Raw genomic sequence first — 20,268 nt, forward strand, 5'->3', positions numbered from 1 at the left:
GGGAGGCGCACAGGGCGGATTCCCGCCACTTGTACAGCTATGTGACGACAACCATAGCCCTGCCCAGGCCGCAGCCACCCGTGTTGTGCCATCAGCACGCAACTATGGCACGGCACCTGCAATACATTCCGCAGAGGTTTGCCACCGTGCAACTCGCCCACAACAAATCCCTCCAGACAGGAGGGTTCGTGCTTTAGGTGTCGCGAACACTCCGGAACGGGTGCCAGGCGATACACTTGAGGAACTTGCAAAATGACGACTCGTCAGCCGCTGTACAAATCGCTGTATTTCCAGGTGATCGTCGCGATCATCATCGGTATTCTGATCGGCCACTTCTACCCTCAGTTCGCGGTCAAGCTCAAGCCCTTCGGCGACGGCTTCATCAAGCTGATCAAGATGGTCATCGCCCCCATCATCTTCTGCACTGTGGTCAGCGGCATCGCCGGCATGCAGAGCATGAAGTCGGTCGGCAAGACCGGTGGCTACGCCCTGCTGTACTTCGAAGTCGTCTCGACCCTGGCGCTGATCATCGGCCTGGTCGTGGTCAACGTGGTCCAGCCCGGTGCCGGCATGCACGTCGACGTATCGACCCTGGACGCCAGCAAGATCGCCAGCTACGTTTCGGCAGGCGCTGACCAGAGCATCGTTGGCTTCATCCTCAACGTGATCCCGAACACCATCGTCGGCGCTTTCGCCAACGGCGACATCCTTCAGGTGTTGATGTTCTCGGTGATCTTCGGTTTCGCCCTGCATCGCCTGGGTGCCTACGGCAAGCCGTTGCTGGACCTGATTGATCGCTTCGCCCACGCCATGTTCAACATCATCAACATGATCATGAAGCTGGCGCCGCTGGGTGCGTTCGGTGCCATGGCCTTCACCATCGGCGCCTACGGCGTGGGTTCGCTGGTGCAGCTGGGCCAGCTGATGATCTGCTTCTACGTCACCTGCGTACTGTTCGTGCTGCTGGTGCTGGGCGCCATCTGCCGCGCTCACGGTTTCAGCGTGGTCAAGGTCATCCGCTACATCCGTGAAGAGCTGCTGATCGTTCTGGGCACTTCTTCCTCGGAATCGGCACTGCCGCGCATGCTGATCAAGATGGAACGCCTGGGCGCGAAGAAGTCGGTCGTAGGCCTGGTCATTCCGACTGGCTACTCGTTCAACCTGGACGGCACCTCGATCTACCTGACCATGGCCGCCGTGTTCATCGCCCAGGCGACCGACACCACCATGGATCTGACTCATCAGATTACCCTGCTGCTGGTACTGCTGCTGTCCTCCAAGGGCGCTGCCGGTGTCACCGGTTCGGGCTTCATCGTGCTGGCCGCTACTCTGTCGGCCGTTGGCCAACTGCCGGTCGCAGGCCTTGCACTGATCCTGGGTATCGACCGCTTCATGTCCGAAGCACGCGCACTGACCAATCTGGTCGGTAACGCGGTTGCCACGTTGGTGGTTGCCAAGTGGGTAGGCGAGCTGGACGAGAAAGTCCTGCAGACCGAGCTGGCTTCCGGTGGCCGCGCCATCGTCGACGGCCGTCCGGAAGACGACCTGGGCGTAGCCGAAGGCCGTGATGCCGACACCACGCCACAGAGCACTACCCTGCGCTGATCCCGTCCAGCGATAAAAAAAACCCATCTTCGGATGGGTTTTTTGTTGGATGAAATTTGTTTCACAGCGCTGAACCCGCTGCGACAATCCGCCGCAGCGCACGGCCCACGGGCGTTTGCCGATTGCGACGGTTTCGGTAAAAAACTGTTGCAGGATTCGTCTGTTTACTTAGCAAGCTACCCAACTCTATAACAAAGACCTGCACACGCCAGGTTGCAGATATTCGAGAAAGGAGCTTTCCCATGACTGTAAAAGTGACCGAGCGCGACGAAGCCCATATGTCCCACGAAGGCGTGGCGGCAGGCATCCAGATCTGGGATGTCTACCAGCAGGACCTGTTGGTAGGGATGTTCCACAACGAAAACGATGCCCACAGCTACAAGAACGAACTGGAAACACTCGAAAGCCAACGCGCTTCGAATTGACCGTTCGCCGCGCAAGAAAAACCCCGCTCAGGCGGGGTTTGTCGTTTCAGGGCGTTACCACATCAGGTCGTCCGGAATCTTGTAGGCGGCGTATGGATCTTCCGCCGAGTCGACTTCTTCGGTGGCCACATTGAGCATGACGATGCGCTGCGGCGCGCGCTCCTGGACCTTGAGCGCGGCCTCGCGCGGAATCACCTCGTAGCCGCCCCCGTGCTGGACGATCGCCAGCGAACCGTTGCTCAGCTTGCTGCGCATCAGGTTGTTGACAGACAGGCGCTTGACCTTCTTGTCGTCGACGAAGTTGTAGTAGTCCTCGGTGGTGAGCTTGGGCAGCCTGGTCGCCTCGATCAACTGCTTGACCTGCGCGGCACGGGCCTTCTCCTCGACCTTGTCCTGCTGCTGGCGATTGAGCTCCTGGTCGCGGCGCGCCTTCTCGGCCATGGCTTGCTGGGCGATACGCTGCTGCGTGTCGTCCACCTCGACCTGGCCCTTGTTTTCCAGACGCTTCTGCTTCTGCTTGTCCTTGCTGACTTGCTTGACCTGCTTCTGGTTGACCAGTCCAGCTTTCAACAATTGGTCGCGGAGGGAAAGGCTCATGGTGTTCTGCTCACTTATAAAACGGCTCAGCCACAGCTGGGCAGATTCTGTTCCTGACGTTTGGCCTCGCCCCACAGGGCGTCCATGTCTTCCAGGGTGCAATCTTGGATGTTGGTATGGGTGTCGCGCAATGCCTGCTCGATGAAGCGGAATCGCCTGTCGAACTTGACGTTGGCGCCGCGCAGGGCATTTTCCGGGTCGACCTTGAGGTGGCGGGCCAGATTGACCACGCTGAACAGCAGGTCGCCGATTTCTTCGGCCACCGCGGGCGCATCGTCGGCGGCCATGGCCTCCAGCACCTCGTCGAGTTCTTCCCGGACCTTGTCGAGCACCGGCAGCGGGCCCGGCCAGTCAAAACCGACAACCGCGGCGCGCTTCTGCAACTTGGCAGCACGCGACAACGCCGGCAGCGCTGTGGGCACGTCGTCGAGCAGCGACAGCTGCTCGCCCACCCCGCCCTTCTCGGCCCGCTCCTGGGCCTTGATTTCCTCCCAGCGCTGCTTGACCTGCTGCTCGTCCAGCTGCGGCGTGTCCAGGGCCGCGTACAGCTCGCCGGTGGGGAACACGTGGGGGTGGCGGCGAATCAGCTTGCGGGTGATGCCATCGACCACGCCTTCGAACTCGAAGCGGCCCTCCTCGCGCGCCAATTGGCTGTAATAGACCACCTGGAACAGCAGGTCGCCAAGCTCGCCCTGGAGATGCTCGAAGTCCTCGCGTTCGATGGCGTCGGCCACCTCATAGGCTTCTTCCAGGGTGTACGGGACGATGCTGGCGTAGGTTTGCTTCACGTCCCACGGGCAACCGTGCTGCGGGTCTCGCAGCCGGGCCATGAGGTTGAGCAGGTCTTGCAGTGTGTACATGCTCGGGCTCTTTGCAAAAGTGTCGGTGTCCGCCGGTTCACGGCGTCCGGTTGCGGCGTGTCTCGATGATGTTCGGCAACTGCGAGATGCGTCCGAGCAGGCGCCCGAGGGCGTCGAGGCCGGGGATCTCGATGGTCAGCGACATCAAGGCGGTGTTGTCTTCCTTGTTCGAGCGTGTATTGACCGCCAACACGTTGATCCGCTCGTTGAGCAGGATCTGCGAAACATCGCGCAGCAGGCCCGAGCGGTCGTAGGCACGGATGATGATATCGACCGGATAGGTCAGCACCGGCACCGGGCCCCAGCTGACCTGAATGATCCGTTCCGGCTCGCGTCCGCCCAGTTGCAGCACCGATGCGCAGTCCTGGCGGTGAATGCTCACACCACGGCCCTGGGTGATGTAGCCGACGATGGCATCGCCGGGCAGCGGCTGGCAGCAGCCGGCCATCTGCGTCATCAGGTTGCCGACGCCCTGGATCTGGATATCGCCACGCTTGCCCGGCTTGTAACCGGTTGCCTTGCGGGTGACCAGCTCCATCGGCTCGTTGCCGCGCTCGGGTTCGACCAGTTGCTGCGCCGAATTGACCAGATGCGCCAGGCGCAGGTCGCCCGCGCCGAGGGCGGCGAACATGTCTTCGGCGCCCTTGTGGTTGGCTTTTTCGGCGAGCTGGTCGAAGTCGACCTGAGGCAGGCCCAGGCGACTGAGCTCCCGTTCGAGCAGCGACTTGCCGGCGGCGACGTTCTGGTCGCGCGCCTGCAGCTTGAACCAGTGGACGATCTTCGCCCGTGCACGGGACGTGGTGACGTAGCCGAGGTTGGAGTTGAGCCAGTCACGGCTGGGCGTGCCGTGCTTGCTGGTGATGATCTCGACCTGCTCGCCGGTGTTCAGGCTGTAGTTGAGCGGGACGATACGGCCGTTGATCTTGGCGCCGCGGCAGTTGTGGCCAATTTCGGTGTGCACGCGGTAGGCGAAGTCCAGAGGCGTCGCGCCCTTGGGCAGGTCGATGGCGTGGCCGTCGGGGGTGAACACATAAACCCGGTCGGGTTCGATGTCGACCCGCAACTGGTCGGCCAGGCCGCCGATGTCGCCCAGCTCCTCGTGCCATTCCAGCACCTGGCGCAGCCAGGAGATCTTTTCTTCGTACTGGTTGGACCCGGACTTGACGTCGGTGCCCTTGTAGCGCCAGTGCGCGCACACGCCCAGCTCCGCCTCTTCGTGCATGGCGTGGGTGCGAATCTGCACTTCCAGCACCTTGCCCTCGGGGCCGATCACCGCGGTGTGCAGCGAGCGATAGCCGTTCTCCTTGGGGTTGGCGATGTAGTCGTCGAACTCCTTGGGGATGTGCCGCCAGAGGGTGTGCACGATGCCCAGCGCGGTATAGCAGTCGCGCATTTCCGGGACCAGCACGCGAACCGCGCGCACGTCGTAGATCTGGCTGAACTCCAGGCCCTTGCGCTGCATCTTGCGCCAGATGGAATAGATGTGTTTCGCCCGCCCGCTGATGTCGGCCTTGACCCCGGTGTCGAGCAGTTCGTTGTGCAGCTGGCTCATCACCTCGGTGATGAAGCGCTCGCGATCCAGGCGGCGTTCATGCAACAGCTTGGCGATCTGTTTGTACTGGTCGGGCTCCAGGTAGCGGAACGACAGGTCCTCGAGTTCCCATTTGATGTGGCCGATGCCCAGCCGATGCGCCAGCGGCGCATAGATGTCGAACACCTCGCGGGCCACGCGGTTGCGCTTCTCGTCGTCGGCGCTCTTCACCGCGCGGATCGCGCAGGTACGCTCGGCCAGCTTGATCAGCGCCACGCGGACATCGTCGACCATGGCCACGAGCATCTTGCGCAGGTTCTCGACCTGTACCTGCGAGCCCAGCACCATGGATTGGCGCGGGCTGAGGCTGGCGCTGATGGCCGCCATGCGCAGCACGCCGTCGATGAGCTTGGACACGGTGCTGCCGAAGCGCCTGCCGACCTCTTCCAGGCTCGCCTTGCCCTCGCGGACCGCGCGGTAGATGACCGCGGCCATGAGTGAATCCTGGTCGAGCTTGAGGTCGGCGAGGATCTCGGCGATCTCCAGCCCCGCCTGGAAACACGACGTGCCGTCGGCCCAGGAATGCTGGGCCGGGTTGCCCACCAGTTCGGCGGCCTGGGCGAACTCGCAGGCCTGCTTCAGGGCCTCGCGGTCCAGCACCAGATCCACGCTGACGATATGATCCAGCCATGCATCGAGATTGATACTGCCGTCGGTGTTGATCGGCTGGCGTGCTCTCACCTGTACCATCTTGCTTACCTTTCCCTACAACACGCCGAAGCGCATCAACAGTCGCTGGCTATGACCAATGCTGGGCCGGCATTGATCAGGCGTTTCGCGCGCCAGTCGGATTGGACGGGCCATCCTGGCCCGCTTCGAATAACGCCATGGCCTCGACATGCGCAGTTTGCGGAAACATGTCGAGGATCCCGGCTCGTTTTAGCCTGTAGCCTTGCCTCAACAATTCGACCGTATCGCGGGCCAAAGTTGCCGGGTTACAGGAGACATACACCAGACGTTGCGCACCCAGTGCGCGGATCGTGCGCACCACCTCGAAAGCACCGTCGCGAGGTGGATCCAAGAGTACCGCAGAAAAACCTTCACCGGCCCACTCGGCGGCGCCCAGAGGCTGCGACAGGTCGCTCTGGTAAAAGCCAGTGTTATGCAAATTGTTGCCAGCGGCATTGTCGGCAGCGCGCTGCACCATGGCCGCCACGCCTTCGACCGCCACCACTTCGCGCGAGCGCTGTGCCAGTGGCAAGGCGAAGTTGCCGAGCCCGCAGAACAGATCCAGAACCCGCTCGTGGGGTTCGGGTGCCAGCCAGTCCAGCGCCTGGGCGATCATGGCGTCGTTGACGGCCGCATTGACCTGGACGAAGTCGCCCGGTCGGTAGGCCAGCTCAAGCTTCCAGGGCGCCAGCGCGAACCCCAGCGATGCGTCCGGTTGCACCGGCGCCGGCTCGCCTTCGCCCTGCAGCCACAGCTGCAGGTTCGCCACCGTGCAGAACGCCTGCAACGCGGCCAGGTCAGTATCGGCCAGCGCGGCGGTATGACGAAGCAGCAAGGCCAGTGCAGTACCCGCGTACAGCTCGACGTGCCCCAGCGCCTGGGGCTTGACGAAGCTGCGCAGCAGCTGTGGAAGCTGCTCGATGACCGGCTGCAGCGCCGGCACCAGGACCTGGCACTGGCTGATATCGACGATGTCCTGGCTTGCCGCGGCACGAAAGCCCACCGCCAGATGCCGCGCCTTGGGATCCCAGCGCACCGCCAGGCGGGCGCGCCGGCGATAGCCCAGCTCGGGCCCGCTCAGTGGCGCTGCCCACTCCTGCGGCTCGACACCGGCCACGCGCGACAACTGCTCGGCCAGCAGACGCTGTTTGAGCGCCAGTTGCTGGCCGTGCGGCAGGTGCTGGATGCTGCAGCCGCCGCAGGTGCCGAAATGCGGACAAGGGGCCGGGCGACGCAGCTCGCTGGCCACGAGCACGCGCTCGCAGCGCGCTTCGACGATCTTGCCGTGGGCATTGAGCACCCGCGCCTCGACCTGCTCGCCGGCCAGGGCACCACTGACGAACCAGGTCCGGCCTTCGAAGAAGGCAATGCCGCGCCCGTCGTTGGCCAGGCGCTCGATCGGCAGGCGCTGTTTCTTGCCGGTCGGCACTTGCGGCGCACGGGTGCCGCCTGTCGGCTGGAAGCGCAGGCCAGGTTTGGTTCTGGCCATCAGTTGGGCGCGTCGAAGATGCCGCTGGACAGGTAGCGGTCGCCGCGATCGCAAATGATCGCGACGATGACCGCATTGCTCACTTCGCGCGACAGGCGCAGCATGCCCGCCACCGCGCCACCGGACGACACGCCGCAGAAGATGCCTTCTTCGCGCGCCAGCCGGCGGGTGGTGTCTTCGGCTTCATGCTGGGCCATGTCGATGATCCGATCGACCCGATCGGCCTCGTAGATACGCGGCAGATACTCTTCCGGCCAGCGGCGGATGCCGGGGATGGCGGCGCCTTCCATGGGTTGCAGACCGACGATCTGCACCGCGGGATTCTGCTCCTTGAGAAAGCGCGAAGTGCCCATGATGGTACCGGTGGTGCCCATGGAGCTGACGAAATGGGTAATGGTACCGGCCGTCTGCTGCCAGATTTCCGGACCGGTGCTGCGGTAGTGCGCCTCGGGGTTGTCGCCGTTGGCGAACTGGTCGAGGACCTTGCCGTGCCCTTCCCGCTGCATGCGCTCGGCCAGGTCGCGCGCGCCTTCCATGCCCTGCTCGCGGGTGACCAGAATCAGCTCGGCGCCATAGGCGGTCATGGCCGCCTTGCGTTCGGCCGTCGAGTTGTCGGGCATGATCAGAATCATCTTGTAGCCCTTGATCGCAGCCGCCATGGCCAGGGCGATGCCGGTATTGCCGGAGGTCGCTTCGATCAGGGTGTCGCCCGGCTGGATCTGCCCACGGCTTTCGGCGCGGCTGATCATCGACAGCGCCGGGCGGTCCTTCACGGAACCGGCCGGGTTGTTGCCTTCCAGCTTGAGCAGCAAGGTGTTGCTGGTCTCGCCAGCCAGGCGCTGCAGGCGCACCAGCGGCGTGTTGCCGACGCAGTCGGCGATGGTTAGGTACTGCGGGGTCATGGCGTATTCGCAATCCAGACTGCGGGGGTGGCCTATCATACCGGCAAACGCGGCCTACCCATATCACGCAAAGTGCGCACCTTATAGCGTGAAAGCATAAGCAGCCGGGAGGCACCTTTTATACCCTCGGGTCGAATGCCCTCCCACGACATTGAGTGGCTCTGGTTCGGCCTGTGGCGACGCTGCACATGCCCGCGAGCCCAACCCCTCGGCGCACGCGACTGGCGCATCGTCACGGCCCGCTGTATTTTCCCACCATTGCTCAGTCAGAAGGCGCCTGCGGCGTGTTGAAGAAACTCGGTATCAAAACCCGCGTGCTGCTGCTCGCGCTCATTCCGGCCACCTGCATGGCGCTGATCCTGGGTGGTTATTTCACCTGGATGCAACAGTCCGATCTGCAACGGCAACTGCTGCAGCGCGGCGACATGATTTCCGAACAGCTCGCGCCGCTGGCCGCACCGGCCCTGGCGGCCAAGGACCGCGAGCGCCTGGAACGCGTGGCCGCGCAATCCCTGGAGCTGACGGACGTGCGCTCGGTGACCTTTCTGGGTGCGGACAGGACCGTGCTCGCGCATGCCGGGCCGATGATGCTCAACGCGGTGCCGATCGGCAACAGCACGCACTCGCTGCAACGCAGCGGCTTCGACGCCACGCGCTATCTGATGCCCGTGTTCGGCCGCCATCGCGACCTGGCCAGTGACGAGGTACCCGGCGAAGTCGATCATCTGCTGGGCTGGGTCGAACTGGAACTGTCCCATGACGGCACCTTGCTGCGCGGCTACCGCAGCCTGTTCGCCAGCCTGCTGCTGATTCTCACCGGGCTGAGCATCACCGCGCTGCTCGCGGCGCACATGAGTCGCAGCATCAGTGCGCCGATTCGACAGATCAAGGACACCGTCACGCAGATCAAGGACGGCAATCTGGAAAGCCGCGTACCGGCCATGGGCAGCCATGAAATGGACGCCCTGGCCGCCGGCATCAATCGCATGGCCGAAACCCTGCAGGATGCTCAGGAAGAACTGCAGCACAGCATCGACCAGGCCACCGAAGACGTGCGGCAGAATCTGGAAACCATCGAGATTCAGAACATCGAACTGGACCTGGCGCGCAAGGAAGCGCTGGAAGCGAGCCGGATCAAGTCCGAATTCCTCGCCAACATGAGCCACGAAATCCGCACCCCGCTCAACGGCATACTGGGTTTCACCCATCTGCTGCAGAAAAGCGAGCTCACCCCTCGCCAGCTGGATTACCTGGGCACCATCGAAAAATCCGCGGACAGCCTGCTGGGCATCATCAATGAAATTCTCGACTTCTCGAAGATCGAGGCCGGCAAACTGGTACTCGACAACATTCCGTTCAACCTGCGCGACCTGCTGCAGGACACCCTCACGATCCTCGCACCTGCTGCCCATGCCAAGCAGCTCGAACTGGTCAGCCTGGTCTACCGCGACACCCCGCTGTCGCTGATCGGCGACCCGCTGCGGCTCAAGCAGATCCTCACCAACCTGGTCAGCAACGCCATCAAGTTCACCCGCGAGGGCACCATCGTCGCTCGCGCCATGATGGAGGACGAGACAGAAGACAGCGTGCAATTGCGCATCAGTGTCCAGGACACCGGTATCGGCCTGTCCGGTCAGGATGTACGGGCGTTGTTCCAGGCATTCAGCCAGGCCGACAACTCGCTGTCACGGCAGCCCGGCGGCACGGGCCTGGGGCTGGTGATTTCCAAGCGTCTGGTCGAACAGATGGGTGGCGAGATCGGTGTCGACAGCACGCCCGGCGAGGGCTCCGAATTCTGGGTCAGCCTGAATCTGCCCAAGGCTCGCGACGATGCCGAAGATCTGCCCTCGGCACCCCTGCTCGGCCGCCGCATCGCCATCGTCGACGGCCATGAACTGGCACGCCAAGCGTTGCAGCATCAGCTCGAAGACTGTGGCCTGGAGGTCACCGACTTCAAGTCGCTGGACAAGCTGGTGCTGGCTACCCACGCCGCGCGTCAGGCAGGCCAGCCGCTGGACCTGGCCGTGCTGGGCATCACCGCGCACGAGATATCGCCGGAACGCCTCGCCGTGCAGATCCGCGAGATCGAGCAGAGCGGCTGCCAGGTGCTGGTGCTGTGCCCGACGACCGAACAGGCGCTGTTCCATGCCGCCGTGCCCAACGCGGATCGCCAGTTGCAGGCCAAGCCCAGTTGCACGCGCCGGCTGCGCCGCGCGCTGGCGGACCTGATCAACCCCAAGCAGTTGCGCTACGAAAGTCCCGAAGGCAGCGGCGAGCGCGCACCGCGCGTGCTGTGCGTGGATGACAACCCGGCCAACCTGCTGCTGGTGCAGACCCTGCTCGAAGACCTCGGCGCCGAGGTGCGTGCGGTGGACAACGGCGCGGCGGCGATCAAGGCGGTACAGGAAGGTGGGCTCGACCTGGTGCTGATGGATGTGCAGATGCCGGAGATGGACGGCCGTGAAACCACCGAACGCATCCGCTTGTGGGAAAGTGCCCAGACCGGTACCGCCCTGCCCATCGTGGCGCTGACCGCCCATGCGATGGCCAATGAAAAGCGTGCCTTGCTGCAGAGCGGGATGGATGATTACCTGACCAAGCCCATCAGCGAACGCCAGCTGGCCCAGGTGGTGCTGAAATGGACGGGGCTGGCATTGAGCGCGCAAAGCCTGGACAAGACCGCGGACCTGCCGCTGGAAAGCAATACCCTGCAGGTGCTCGATGCTGCCGAGGGCCTGCGCCTGGCGGCGGGCAAGGCCGATCTGGCCGCCGACATGCTGGCGATGCTGCTGGCGTCACTGCAGGCCGACCGCGAAGCGATTCAACTGGCGCGGATCAATGCGGATCAGAACGCCATGATCGAGCGGGTACACCGCCTGCACGGCGCCACCCGCTACTGCGGGGTGCCGCAATTACGCGCTGCCTGCCTGCGCAGCGAAACCTTGCTCAAGCAGAACGATCCGGCCGCCCTGGCGGCGCTGGATGAACTGGACGAAGCCATCATTCGCCTCGAGGAGCAGGCCCGCGCGATGGCCTGAGGCCGCGCCGTGGCGGGCGTGCTAGCATGGCGCGTCTATTTGGAGGACCCATGGTCGAACACGATTTCCGCTTCAGCCTGCTCAACCCGCAGCACACCTTGATCGAGTGCCGCGCGCTCATGCCCGGGCGTTACCAGGTCACCGGCAACGGCGGCTCGATCCACAACACCGATACCCTGCTGGTCACCCTCAAGGGCAGCAAGGATCTGTCCATGCGCCTGGTGGTGGAGAAGGTCCGTCATCTGATCAATCCGCCTGGCCAGTGGGTGGCCGTGGCCACCGGCCCGGTGTTCGGCGAACTGGCAATCCATCAGTGGAAAGTCAATTGCGACAGCTGCGGCAAGGTCCTCGACTTCGAATTTGCGGTGGACGCCAAGCTCGGTACCAAGGCGCAGAAACCTGCAGCGGAGGCTCGTATTGCCGAGCTGGGCTGGGCCAACCGCAACGGCAAGCATGTCTGCCGACAGTGCCGGGCCGCTTCAGCGGTCTGAATGCGACAGCCGCATAACGCAGGTGGGTATGTGGTGTTCGCTTTGGGGATGCAGCGGACGGCGTCGAACGTGGACTAATTGACATGGCGCCACGGAGCACGGGGGCGCTTTAGCTGCACTCGTCTTTCCCTGGAGCCATAGCCCATGAAAACCGTCGCGGAACTGTTGAAGAGTAAAGTGCAGCACAGCCAGCAGGTGCACACCATCGAGCCCCAACAGATGGTGTTCGACGCCCTCAAGCTCATGGCGCAGATGAACGTCGGCGCCCTGCCGGTGGTGGTCGAGGGGCGCGTGGTGGGTATCGTCAGCGAGCGCGACTATGCGCGCAAGATGGTGCTGCTGGGGCGCTCGTCCATTGGCACGCCGGTCAGCGAGATCATGAGCGCTCATGTCATCACCGTGACCCCGCAACAGAACATCGATCATTGCATGGCGTTGATGACCGAGGGCCGCTTGCGCCACCTGCCGGTGGTCGACAATGGCCAGCTGCTAGGGCTGCTGTCCATCGGCGACCTGGTCAAGGAAGCGATCGCCGAACAAGCCAGCCTGATCGAGCAGTTGCAGCAGTACATCAGGGGCGAATGAAACAGCTAGCGTCGCAAACCCTGTGGGAGCGATCCGTGGCCGCGAAGGGGTGCGCGCGAATCCTGTGGGAGCGGGCAGGAATTCTGGACGAAAAAAAGCGACCCGAAGGTCGCTTGTTTTTTGCTTCAGAGAGTTCAAGGGCTCTGAGGCGGAATTAATGGCGCAGCGGACGGGACTCGAACCCGCGACCCCCGGCGTGACAGGCCGGTATTCTAACCGACTGAACTACCGCTGCGCGTAACACTGAGAGAGATTGGTGGGTGATGACGGGATCGAACCGCCGACCCTCTGCTTGTAAGGCAGATGCTCTCCCGGCTGAGCTAATCACCCTTTGTCTCTCGGTGTGGCGCGCATTCTACGGAGCGACCCAAACTCTGGCAAGCACTTTTTCAAAAAAATTTTCGAGGCCTTCCAAACACTTAGCACAGGGATGGCGTCGGCTTCGCACACGGAGAATAATGCCTGCCTAATGTTGAGGAGTGCTTCACCCCATGTGGTTCAAAAACCTGCTTGTCTACCGTCTTACCCAGGATATCCCCTTCGACGCCGAGGCTTTGGAAACCGCACTGGCGAGCAAACCGGCACGTCCGTGTGCCAGCCAGGAACTGACCACCTACGGTTTCGTGGCGCCGTTCGGCAAAGGCGAAGACGCCCCGTTCGTGCATGTCAGCCAGGACTTCATGCTGATCGCCGCACGCAAGGAAGAGCGCATCCTGCCGGGCAGTGTCGTGCGTGACGCGGTCAAGGAGAAGGTCGAGGAGATCGAGGCCGAGCAGATGCGCAAGGTCTACAAGAAGGAACGCGACCAGATCAAGGACGAGATCATCCAGGCCTTCCTGCCGCGCGCGTTCATTCGTCGCTCGTCGACCTTCGCCGCCATTGCGCCCAAGCAAGGCTTGATCCTGGTCAATTCGGCCAGCCCGAAACGCGCCGAAGATCTGTTGTCGACCCTGCGTGAAGTGATCGGCTCGTTGCCGGTGCGCCCGCTGACCGTAAAGGTTGCGCCGACCGCGACCATGACCGAGTGGGTCAAGACACAGAAAGCGGCTGATGACTTCCATGTGCTGGACGAGTGCGAGCTGCGCGACACCCATGAAGATGGCGGTATCGTGCGCTGCAAGCGCCAGGACCTGACCAGCGACGAGATCCAGCTGCACCTGAGCACCGGCAAGCAGGTTACACAGCTGTCGCTGGCCTGGCAGGACAAGCTGTCGTTCGTGCTGGATGACAAGATGGTGGTCAAGCGCCTGAAGTTCGAGGAATTGCTGCAGGATCAAGCCGAGCAGGACGGTGGCGAGGAAGCGCTGGGGCAGCTGGATGCCAGCTTTACCTTGATGATGCTGACGTTCGGTGAGTTCCTGCCAGTGCTGTTCGAGGCCCTGGGTGGCGAAGAGCTGCCTCAGGGGATTTGATCGGCAGCGTACCCTTGGCGGGCAGAGCCCGCTCCCACAGGAATTGCGCGTTTTTTGTGGGAGTGGGCTCTGCCCACGAAGGGGCGCTGCGGTGTGTCAGGTAGACCGTGGTGCGGCTTTCGCGGCCACGGACCGCTCCTACGGGGGTTCGTGGGTACCAATATGATGATCTATATAAGAAGGAACTAACCCATGCGCGCCTTGGCCGCTTTGAGTCGCTTCGTCGGCAATACGTTTGCCTATTGGGTTCTGCTGTTCGCCATACTGGCGTTTCTGGCGCCTGAATGGTTCATCGGCCTCAAGCCGCTGATCGTGCCGCTGCTGGGTCTGGTGATGTTCGGCATGGGCCTGACCCTCAAGCTCGACGATTTTGCCGAGGTCGGGCGTCATCCGTGGCGCGTGGCGCTGGGCGTGGTTGCGCACTTCGTGATCATGCCAGGTGTGGCCTGGCTGTTGTGCCAGGTGTTCCATCTGCCCCCGGAGATCGCCGTCGGCGTGATTCTGGTCGGTTGCTGCCCGAGCGGCACCTCGTCCAACGTGATGACCTGGCTGGCCAAGGGCGACCTGGCGCTGTCGGTGGCGATCGCGGCAGTGACCACCCTGCTCGCCCCACTGCTCACCCCTGCCCTGATCTGGCTGTTGGCTTCGGCCTGGCTGCCGGTATCGTTCATGGAGATGTTCTGGTCGATCCTGCAACTGGTCATGCTGCCGATCGTTCTGGGCGTCGTTGCGCAGAAGCTGCTCGGTGCACGGGTACAGCTGGCGGTCGATGTGCTGCCGCTGGTCTCGGTGGTGAGCATCGTGTTGATCGTCTGCGCCGTGGTTGCGGCCAGCCAGGCACGCATCGCCGAGTCGGGCCTGTTGATCATGGCGGTGGTGATTCTGCACAACAGTTTCGGTTTCCTGCTCGGCTACTTCACCGGCAAGCTGTTCAAGCTGCCGCTGGCGCAGCGCAAGTCCCTGGCCCTGGAAGTCGGGATGCAGAACTCGGGACTGGGCGCGGCCTTGGCCAGTGCTCACTTCTCACCGCTGGCGGCGGTGCCCAGCGCCTTGTTCAGCGTCTGGCACAATATTTCCGGGGCACTGCTCTCGACCTATTTCCGGCGCATGGAAGGCACCGAGCCAGGCGCGTTGAAGACCGAACCTTGACCGGTCGTACTTGATCCATCGGGCAAGGATGGGCAACATGGTGTTCGGCGCCGGGACGACCCGGCGCCACTTTTCCTGCAAACGGGGACGACCCCATCTTCGATGAGGGTTTTTCCATGTCCTGGTTACTGTTGTTTTTCGCCGGTCTGTTCGAAGTGTGCTGGGCCATTGGCCTGAAGTACACCGACGGCTTTACCCGCCCCCTTCCTACCGTATTGACCGTTGCCGCCATGGCGGCGAGCCTCGGCCTGCTCGGCCTGGCCATGCGTGAGCTGCCCTTGGGCACAGCCTACGCCATCTGGACTGGGGTCGGTGCAGTGGGTACGGTGATTGCCGGTATCGTGCTGTTCGGCGAGTCGATGGCGCTGATGCGGATGGTCAGTGTGGGTCTGATCATCCTGGGGTTGGTGGGGCTGAAGGTCAGCACTTGATCCTGTAGCAGCGGCGCGAGCCGCGTCCCGGTCTACGGTGTGCTGTCCGAGTCTGACATACCGTGGGTGCCGCCGACGCGGCTTGCGCCGCTGCTACAGGGATTGAGTTGTCTGTAGCAGCGGCGCAAGCCGCGTCCGGGAGCGCCGCTGTCACGCGGGTTACGCGAGGCTTTTGCTGACTACTTCGTAGACGTCGCTGGACAGCGGGCCTGAGGCGGGGATGCGCTCCAGTTCGGCTTTCATCAGTGCCTGACGGGCGCTGTCGTACTTTCTCCAGCGGGTCAGCGGCGACAGTTGGCGCGATGCGATCTGCGGGTTCAGGGCATTGAGCTCGATCACCAGATCGGCCAGGAAGCGGTAGCCCGAGCCGTCGGCCGCATGGAAGTTGATCAGATTCTGACCGGCGAACGCACCGATCAGCGCACGGACCTTGTTCGGGTTCTTCAAGGTGAATGCCGGATGCTGCATCAGCGCCTTGACCCGTGCCAACCCACCCGGCAAACCGCTTGCCGCCTGGACACTGAACCACTGATCCATGACCAACGGGTTGTCCTTGAAATGCTCGGCGAATGCCTGCAAGGCCTTGGCCTTCTCCGTCTCGAATGGCGAGTTGACCAACACCGCCAGGGCCGTCAGGCGCTCGGTCATGTTGTCGCAGGCATCATATTGTTCGAGGGTAGCGGCGAGCACTTCGGGACGTCCGCTGAGCATCAGGTAGGACAACGCGATGTTCTGCAGCGCGCGGCGGGCGAAATGCTCTTTCTCGGCCACGTACGCAGTAGCCCTGGAGACCTCGCGATTGGCTTGGTAGCGCGCCCACAACCCATCGAACAGACCATCGGCCAGCTGCTTGCGGGCGAATTCGCGGGCGGCATGGATGGCGTCGACATCGGCCACTTCGCTGATCTCGGCCAGGTAGGCCTCGCTGGGCAGCGACAGCATCTCTGCCACCATCGCCTGATCCAGTTCGGTGTCTTCCAGCACACTGGCCAACGCCGTGAGCAGGCGTGAATCCATCGACAACGGCTCGCCGCGCTGGTACTGGCCAATCATTTCCTGCAGCACCTGCACCGACAGCTGCTGGCCGGCATCCCAGCGGTTGAAGCCGTCGCTGTCGTGCTGCATGAGGAACATCAACTGGTCACGGGTATACGGGAAGATCAGTTTGACCGGCGCACTGAAACCGCGCAGCAGCGACGGCAGCGGTTGCTCGGCGATGTCGACGAAGGTGAAGGTCTGTTCGGCCTCGGTCACCGCCAGCACACGGCTGGTACCGACCGCCGCGGCCTCGTCGCGCAAACGCAATGGCAGCTCGCGGCCACTGGCGTCCAGCAGGCCCAGCGCAACGGGAATCACGAATGGCAGCTTCTCGACCTTGTCCGGGGTCTCGGGGCAGCTCTGGCGCAGGGTCAAGCTGTAGGTGCGAGCTTGCGCATCGTAGTGTTCGCTGACCTGAAGGCGCGGCGTGCCCGCCTGGCTGTACCAGCGCTTGAACTGCTTGAGCTCGACACCGTTGGCGTCTTCCATCGCGCTGATGAAGTCGTCGCAGGTCACGGCCTGGCCATCGTGACGCTCGAAGTACAGGTCGCTGCCCTTGCGGAAGCCTTCGGCGCCCAGCAGGGTGTGCAGCATGCCGACCACTTCCGAGCCCTTCTCGTACACGGTCAAGGTGTAGAAGTTGGAGATCTCGATGAAGCTGTCGGGGCGTACCGCGTGGGCCATCGGGCCGGCATCTTCGGCGAACTGGTGGGTGCGCAGGTAGGCGACGTCCTGGATGCGCTTGACGGTCGGCGAATGCATGTCGGCGCTGAAGCCTGCATCGCGGTAGACGGTGAAGCCTTCCTTGAGCGACAACTGGAACCAGTCGCGGCAGGTCACCCGGTTGCCCGACCAGTTGTGGAAATACTCGTGGGCGACGATCGCCTCGACCCGCTGGTGGGCGGCGTCGGTGGCGGTTTCCGCGCGGGCCAGCACGGCGCTGGAGTTGAAGATGTTCAGGCCCTTGTTTTCCATGGCGCCCATGTTGAAGTCGTTGACCGCGACGATCATGAAGATGTCCAGGTCGTACTCACGGCCGTAGGCTTCTTCGTCCCAGCGCATGGACTTCTTCAGGCTGGTCATGGCGTGGGCGCACTTGTCGATGTTCTCCGGCTCGACATAGATGCGCAGCGCCACATCGCGACCACTGACCGTGGTGAAGCTGTCTTCCACGCACCACAGGTCACCGGCCACCAGCGCGAACAGGTAGGCCGGTTTCACGAACGGGTCTTCCCAGGTGGCCCAGTGGCGGCCATCTTCCTGGGGGCCGTTGCCGACCGGGTTGCCGTTGGACAGCAGGATCGGGTACTGCTGCTGGTCGGCGATCAACGTGGTGGTGAAGCGGCTCATCACGTCGGGACGGTCGAGGTAGTAGGTGATCTTGCGGAAGCCTTCGGCTTCGCACTGGGTGCAGAACATGCCCGTGGACTTGTACAGCCCTTCCAGTGCGGTGTTGGTTTCGGGGTGGATGCGCACGCTGGTGTCGACGGTGAACGCCTCGCTGCGCGGCTGCAGGGTCAGGCTTTCGGCCGTCAGCAGGTAGTCGGCAGCATTCAGGTCGCTGTCGTCGAGTTTGACGCCGAGCAGCTCCATCAACTCGCCGTCGAGCACCAGCGGCGGCAGCCCAGCCCCGCGCGCCGGGTTGCGGCGCATGACCAGCTGCGCGTGGACCAGGCTGTGATCGTCGAACAACTCAAAGGTCAGGTGCGTCTCGTCGATCAGATAATCGGGCGCCTGATAGTCTTTCAGGTAGATCATTTTCGGTTGTTCGGTACGCATGCGAAAACCCTTCTACTGATGCACGGCCAATTGGTAAGCCGTGTACTTGCGAATATTGATGACGCCGGAATCGAAGATCAGGTATTGACCCTTGACGCCCAGCAACGTGCCTTCGGCAATCGGGTTCTTGTCCAGGTTGAAGCTGGCGATCTTGCTCGGGTAAGTGTGTACCGGGTAGCGGATCTCGATGGGCTCGACATCGTTCAAGGCCTGGATGGCCTGCAGGCCGAAGCGATCCTGCAGCATGTGGATACCCGCCGCGCAGCTGTCGAACAACTGCTCACGGATGGCCACCAGATCCACCGCCGGGGCGTCACCCTTGAGCAGCGCGCGCCAGTTTGTGCGGTCCGCGACCTGCGAGCGGAACAGATCTTCGACCAGCCCGGATTGCTGGCGGGTCGCCACACGCATGATCGGCAGTGCCTGGCTGGCGCCTTGGTCGAGCCAGCGGGTAGGCAGCTGGCTGGCCCGGGTGATGCCGACCTTGACCCCTGAAGAGTTGGCCAGATAGACCACATGATCGGTCATGCAGAACTGCTCGCCCCAGGACGGATCGCGGCAGGTCCCGGCGTCGTAGTGGCATTTTTCCGGAGCCATGATGCACACGTCGCACTGGGCCAGCTTGGTCATGCAGGGGTAGCAGTAGCCTTGGCTGAAACTGGTCTTGGTCTTGCGGCCGCAGTTCACGCAGTGGATGGCGCCGAGAAACTCCAGGCGCAGCTTGCTGCCGATCAACGGATTGACGGCAATCCGCGTATCGCCCAGAAGCAGCTGGTATTGCACGACCGGCGCCTCCAGCTGTGCGGACATCTTGCTGGCCGCACCGCGACCGAGCTCCTGCAGGGTGTCTTGCGCAAAGAGATCGCAGGTCAATGGATCGAATCCGACTTGAACAGGATGTTTTCGATCGGCGCGGACTTCGAGGCGCACTCCTGCGGGCCCATGTAACCGGTGCGCTGGTCTTCGGGCAGGTTCTTCACTTCCCAGGCGATGATGGCCTGCAGGGTCAGTTCCTTCTGCTCGGCGGTCAGCTTGCGGCCGTCGGACCATTTGCCGATTTCGACGGCCAGCTTGAGGCTTTCGTAGATATCAGGGGTGATGTTTTCGATCATGTGGGCGAATGACGACATGCGGAGGCCTCCAATGGATGCTGGCATTTTAAACGGTGTGCCGAGTGCGTAAAGCGAAATCCCGGCCCTGGGCCATAGACCACTAGGCAACCGAGCCGGTCGGGGTCAGTCGCGCGGTGAGGAACTCCAGCAGGGCATGCACCTTGGGCAGGGCTTCACGGCTTTTCAGCCACACCAGGTTCATTGCCAGGCCGTCGGTGGCCAATGGCGCGAGCACTTCGACCAGGGCGCCGCTGTCCAGGTGTCGCTGGATCAGCCAGGTCGGCAGCTGGGCGATGCCCTGCCCGGCAAGCACGGCCATCACCTGCCCTTCGCCGTCGCCAACGGCCACGTGCGGATGAATGGTCCGCCGCTCCATGTCGCCGGCCTGGCGGCCCTTGAAGTACCACGGATAGACAGTGCCATCGGTCTGCCCATAGCCGACGCAGCGGTGTTGTTCCAGCTCGCGCTCGCCCTGTGGCGTACCGTGCTCGTGCAGGTAGGCGGGTGCTGCGCAGAACACCAGCCGCTGGCGCCCCAGGAAGCGCCGCCCGACGTTGCTCGGCCAGGCGTCCGAACCTCCGATGCGCACGACGATGTCGATGCCTTCCTGGACAGGGTCGACGAAGCGGTCCGAGAACGACACGTGGGGTTGCAACCGGGGATGCCGGGCAGCGAACTCGAGAATCAGTGGCAGCACGTGCAATCGGCCGTAGGACGCAGGCAGGTCGATGCGCAGGTGGCCATGGGGTTCGCGCTGCTCGGCGCTCATGGCCAGTTCGACCTCTTCGAGGTCGGCCAGTACGCTGGTGCAGGTGCGGTAGAACGTCTGCCCTGCCTCGGTCAGCGCCAGGCGCCGCGTGGTGCGCTGGAACAGCCGTACGCCGAGCCGCGCTTCCAGGCGCGCGACCCCCTTGCTGACCGCCGAGTTGCTGAGGTTCAGGCGTTCGGCGGCGGCGGTGAAACTGCCCAGGTCGGCGACGCTGACGAAGACGTCGATGCCCTTGAGGCGCTCCGAGGAAAACATTGCACCTCCGATTGGTGAATTCAGTTCAATTCACAAGGTAATTAATGGCCGGGATTTTCCAGCGCTTCCCC

General features: G+C 63.1%; 17 protein-coding genes and 2 tRNA genes. 8 read left to right on the forward strand and 11 right to left on the reverse strand.

What is annotated here, in order from left to right; translation table 11 throughout:
* Positions 1-252 precede the first annotated feature (252 nt).
* Both IFT57_RS01625 and IFT57_RS01630 read left to right on the forward strand, forming a co-directional pair.
* The gene (locus tag IFT57_RS01625) at positions 253-1,605 is read left to right on the forward strand and encodes a dicarboxylate/amino acid:cation symporter (RefSeq protein WP_122478926.1); all 1,353 of its coding nucleotides are present in this window, start codon (positions 253-255) and stop codon (positions 1,603-1,605) included.
* 242 nt (positions 1,606-1,847) lie between these two features.
* Positions 1,848-2,030 carry a hypothetical protein gene (locus IFT57_RS01630; RefSeq protein WP_122478927.1) on the forward strand — a complete coding sequence of 61 codons (183 nt, stop codon included), beginning with the start codon at positions 1,848-1,850 and terminating at the stop codon, positions 2,028-2,030.
* A 54-nt stretch (positions 2,031-2,084) separates the two neighbouring features.
* Here IFT57_RS01630 and IFT57_RS01635 read toward each other — a convergent pair whose 3' ends face one another.
* From IFT57_RS01635 to cysM, 5 genes are all read right to left on the reverse strand, one after another.
* Positions 2,085-2,627, reverse strand: coding sequence for a DUF2058 domain-containing protein (locus tag IFT57_RS01635; protein ID WP_122478929.1), 543 nt, complete (start codon positions 2,625-2,627; stop codon positions 2,085-2,087).
* A 26-nt stretch (positions 2,628-2,653) separates the two neighbouring features.
* Complete coding sequence (mazG, locus tag IFT57_RS01640; protein WP_192150141.1) at positions 2,654-3,487, reverse strand: nucleoside triphosphate pyrophosphohydrolase; 834 nt, start codon at positions 3,485-3,487, stop codon at positions 2,654-2,656.
* A gap of 37 nt (positions 3,488-3,524) precedes the next feature.
* Entirely contained in the window at positions 3,525-5,768 is a 2,244-nt protein-coding gene (gene relA, locus IFT57_RS01645; RefSeq protein ID WP_122478932.1) for a GTP diphosphokinase, read from the reverse strand.
* A gap of 76 nt (positions 5,769-5,844) precedes the next feature.
* Positions 5,845-7,236 carry a 23S rRNA (uracil(1939)-C(5))-methyltransferase RlmD gene (gene rlmD / locus IFT57_RS01650; RefSeq protein ID WP_192150146.1) on the reverse strand — a complete coding sequence of 464 codons (1,392 nt, stop codon included), beginning with the start codon at positions 7,234-7,236 and terminating at the stop codon, positions 5,845-5,847.
* Entirely contained in the window at positions 7,236-8,138 is a 903-nt protein-coding gene (gene cysM / locus IFT57_RS01655; protein ID WP_192047512.1) for a cysteine synthase CysM, read from the reverse strand. Before cysM ends, rlmD begins: the two co-directional genes overlap by 1 nt.
* 284 nt (positions 8,139-8,422) lie before the next feature.
* Here cysM and IFT57_RS01660 point away from each other — a divergent pair, with 284 nt between their 5' ends.
* The 3 genes from IFT57_RS01660 (at position 8,423) to IFT57_RS01670 (ending at position 12,252) form a co-directional block, all read left to right on the forward strand.
* Positions 8,423-11,176 carry a response regulator gene (locus tag IFT57_RS01660; RefSeq protein WP_192150148.1) on the forward strand — a complete coding sequence of 918 codons (2,754 nt, stop codon included), beginning with the start codon at positions 8,423-8,425 and terminating at the stop codon, positions 11,174-11,176.
* Between the two features lie 50 nt (positions 11,177-11,226).
* The gene (locus tag IFT57_RS01665; protein ID WP_192150150.1) at positions 11,227-11,667 is read left to right on the forward strand and encodes a hypothetical protein; all 441 of its coding nucleotides are present in this window, start codon (positions 11,227-11,229) and stop codon (positions 11,665-11,667) included.
* A 144-nt stretch (positions 11,668-11,811) separates the two neighbouring features.
* Complete coding sequence (locus IFT57_RS01670; RefSeq protein ID WP_122797441.1) at positions 11,812-12,252, forward strand: CBS domain-containing protein; 441 nt, start codon at positions 11,812-11,814, stop codon at positions 12,250-12,252.
* 158 nt (positions 12,253-12,410) lie between these two features.
* Here the strand turns inward: IFT57_RS01670 and IFT57_RS01675 are convergent.
* Together IFT57_RS01675 and IFT57_RS01680 are read right to left on the reverse strand one after the other, a co-directional pair.
* Positions 12,411-12,487, reverse strand: a tRNA-Asp gene (locus tag IFT57_RS01675).
* Positions 12,488-12,506: 19 nt separating this feature from the next.
* A tRNA-Val gene (locus IFT57_RS01680) sits at positions 12,507-12,582 on the reverse strand.
* A gap of 161 nt (positions 12,583-12,743) precedes the next feature.
* Between IFT57_RS01680 and rdgC the strand changes: the two genes are divergently transcribed.
* From rdgC to sugE, 3 genes are all read left to right on the forward strand, one after another.
* Positions 12,744-13,664, forward strand: a complete 921-nt coding sequence (gene rdgC, locus IFT57_RS01685) for a recombination-associated protein RdgC (protein ID WP_122478941.1) — start codon at positions 12,744-12,746, stop codon at positions 13,662-13,664.
* A 192-nt stretch (positions 13,665-13,856) separates the two neighbouring features.
* Positions 13,857-14,813: a bile acid:sodium symporter family protein gene (locus IFT57_RS01690; RefSeq protein WP_122713038.1), complete on the forward strand. Its 957-nt coding sequence runs from the start codon at positions 13,857-13,859 to the stop codon at positions 14,811-14,813.
* A 116-nt stretch (positions 14,814-14,929) separates the two neighbouring features.
* Positions 14,930-15,244: a quaternary ammonium compound efflux SMR transporter SugE gene (gene sugE, locus IFT57_RS01695; protein WP_122478945.1), complete on the forward strand. Its 315-nt coding sequence runs from the start codon at positions 14,930-14,932 to the stop codon at positions 15,242-15,244.
* Between the two features lie 159 nt (positions 15,245-15,403).
* Here the strand turns inward: sugE and pepN are convergent, their stop codons facing one another.
* The 4 genes from pepN to IFT57_RS01715 all read right to left on the reverse strand — a co-directional run bounded on the left by pepN (position 15,404) and on the right by IFT57_RS01715 (position 20,197).
* The gene (pepN, locus tag IFT57_RS01700) at positions 15,404-18,061 is read right to left on the reverse strand and encodes an aminopeptidase N (RefSeq protein WP_192150152.1); all 2,658 of its coding nucleotides are present in this window, start codon (positions 18,059-18,061) and stop codon (positions 15,404-15,406) included.
* A 12-nt stretch (positions 18,062-18,073) separates the two neighbouring features.
* A complete protein-coding gene (locus IFT57_RS01705) occupies positions 18,074-18,904 on the reverse strand; it encodes a DUF2797 domain-containing protein (RefSeq protein WP_192150836.1) in 831 nt (276 codons plus the stop codon).
* 26 nt (positions 18,905-18,930) lie between these two features.
* Positions 18,931-19,191, reverse strand: a complete 261-nt coding sequence (locus IFT57_RS01710; RefSeq protein ID WP_122713040.1) for a YeaC family protein — start codon at positions 19,189-19,191, stop codon at positions 18,931-18,933.
* Between the two features lie 82 nt (positions 19,192-19,273).
* Positions 19,274-20,197, reverse strand: a complete 924-nt coding sequence (locus IFT57_RS01715) for a LysR family transcriptional regulator (RefSeq protein ID WP_192150154.1) — start codon at positions 20,195-20,197, stop codon at positions 19,274-19,276.
* Positions 20,198-20,268: the final 71 nt, after the last annotated feature.

Origin of the sequence: Pseudomonas sp. CFBP 13719 (genome assembly GCF_014842095.1) — a bacterium.
In the GTDB taxonomy this organism is placed as follows: Bacteria; Pseudomonadota; Gammaproteobacteria; order Pseudomonadales; family Pseudomonadaceae; genus Aquipseudomonas.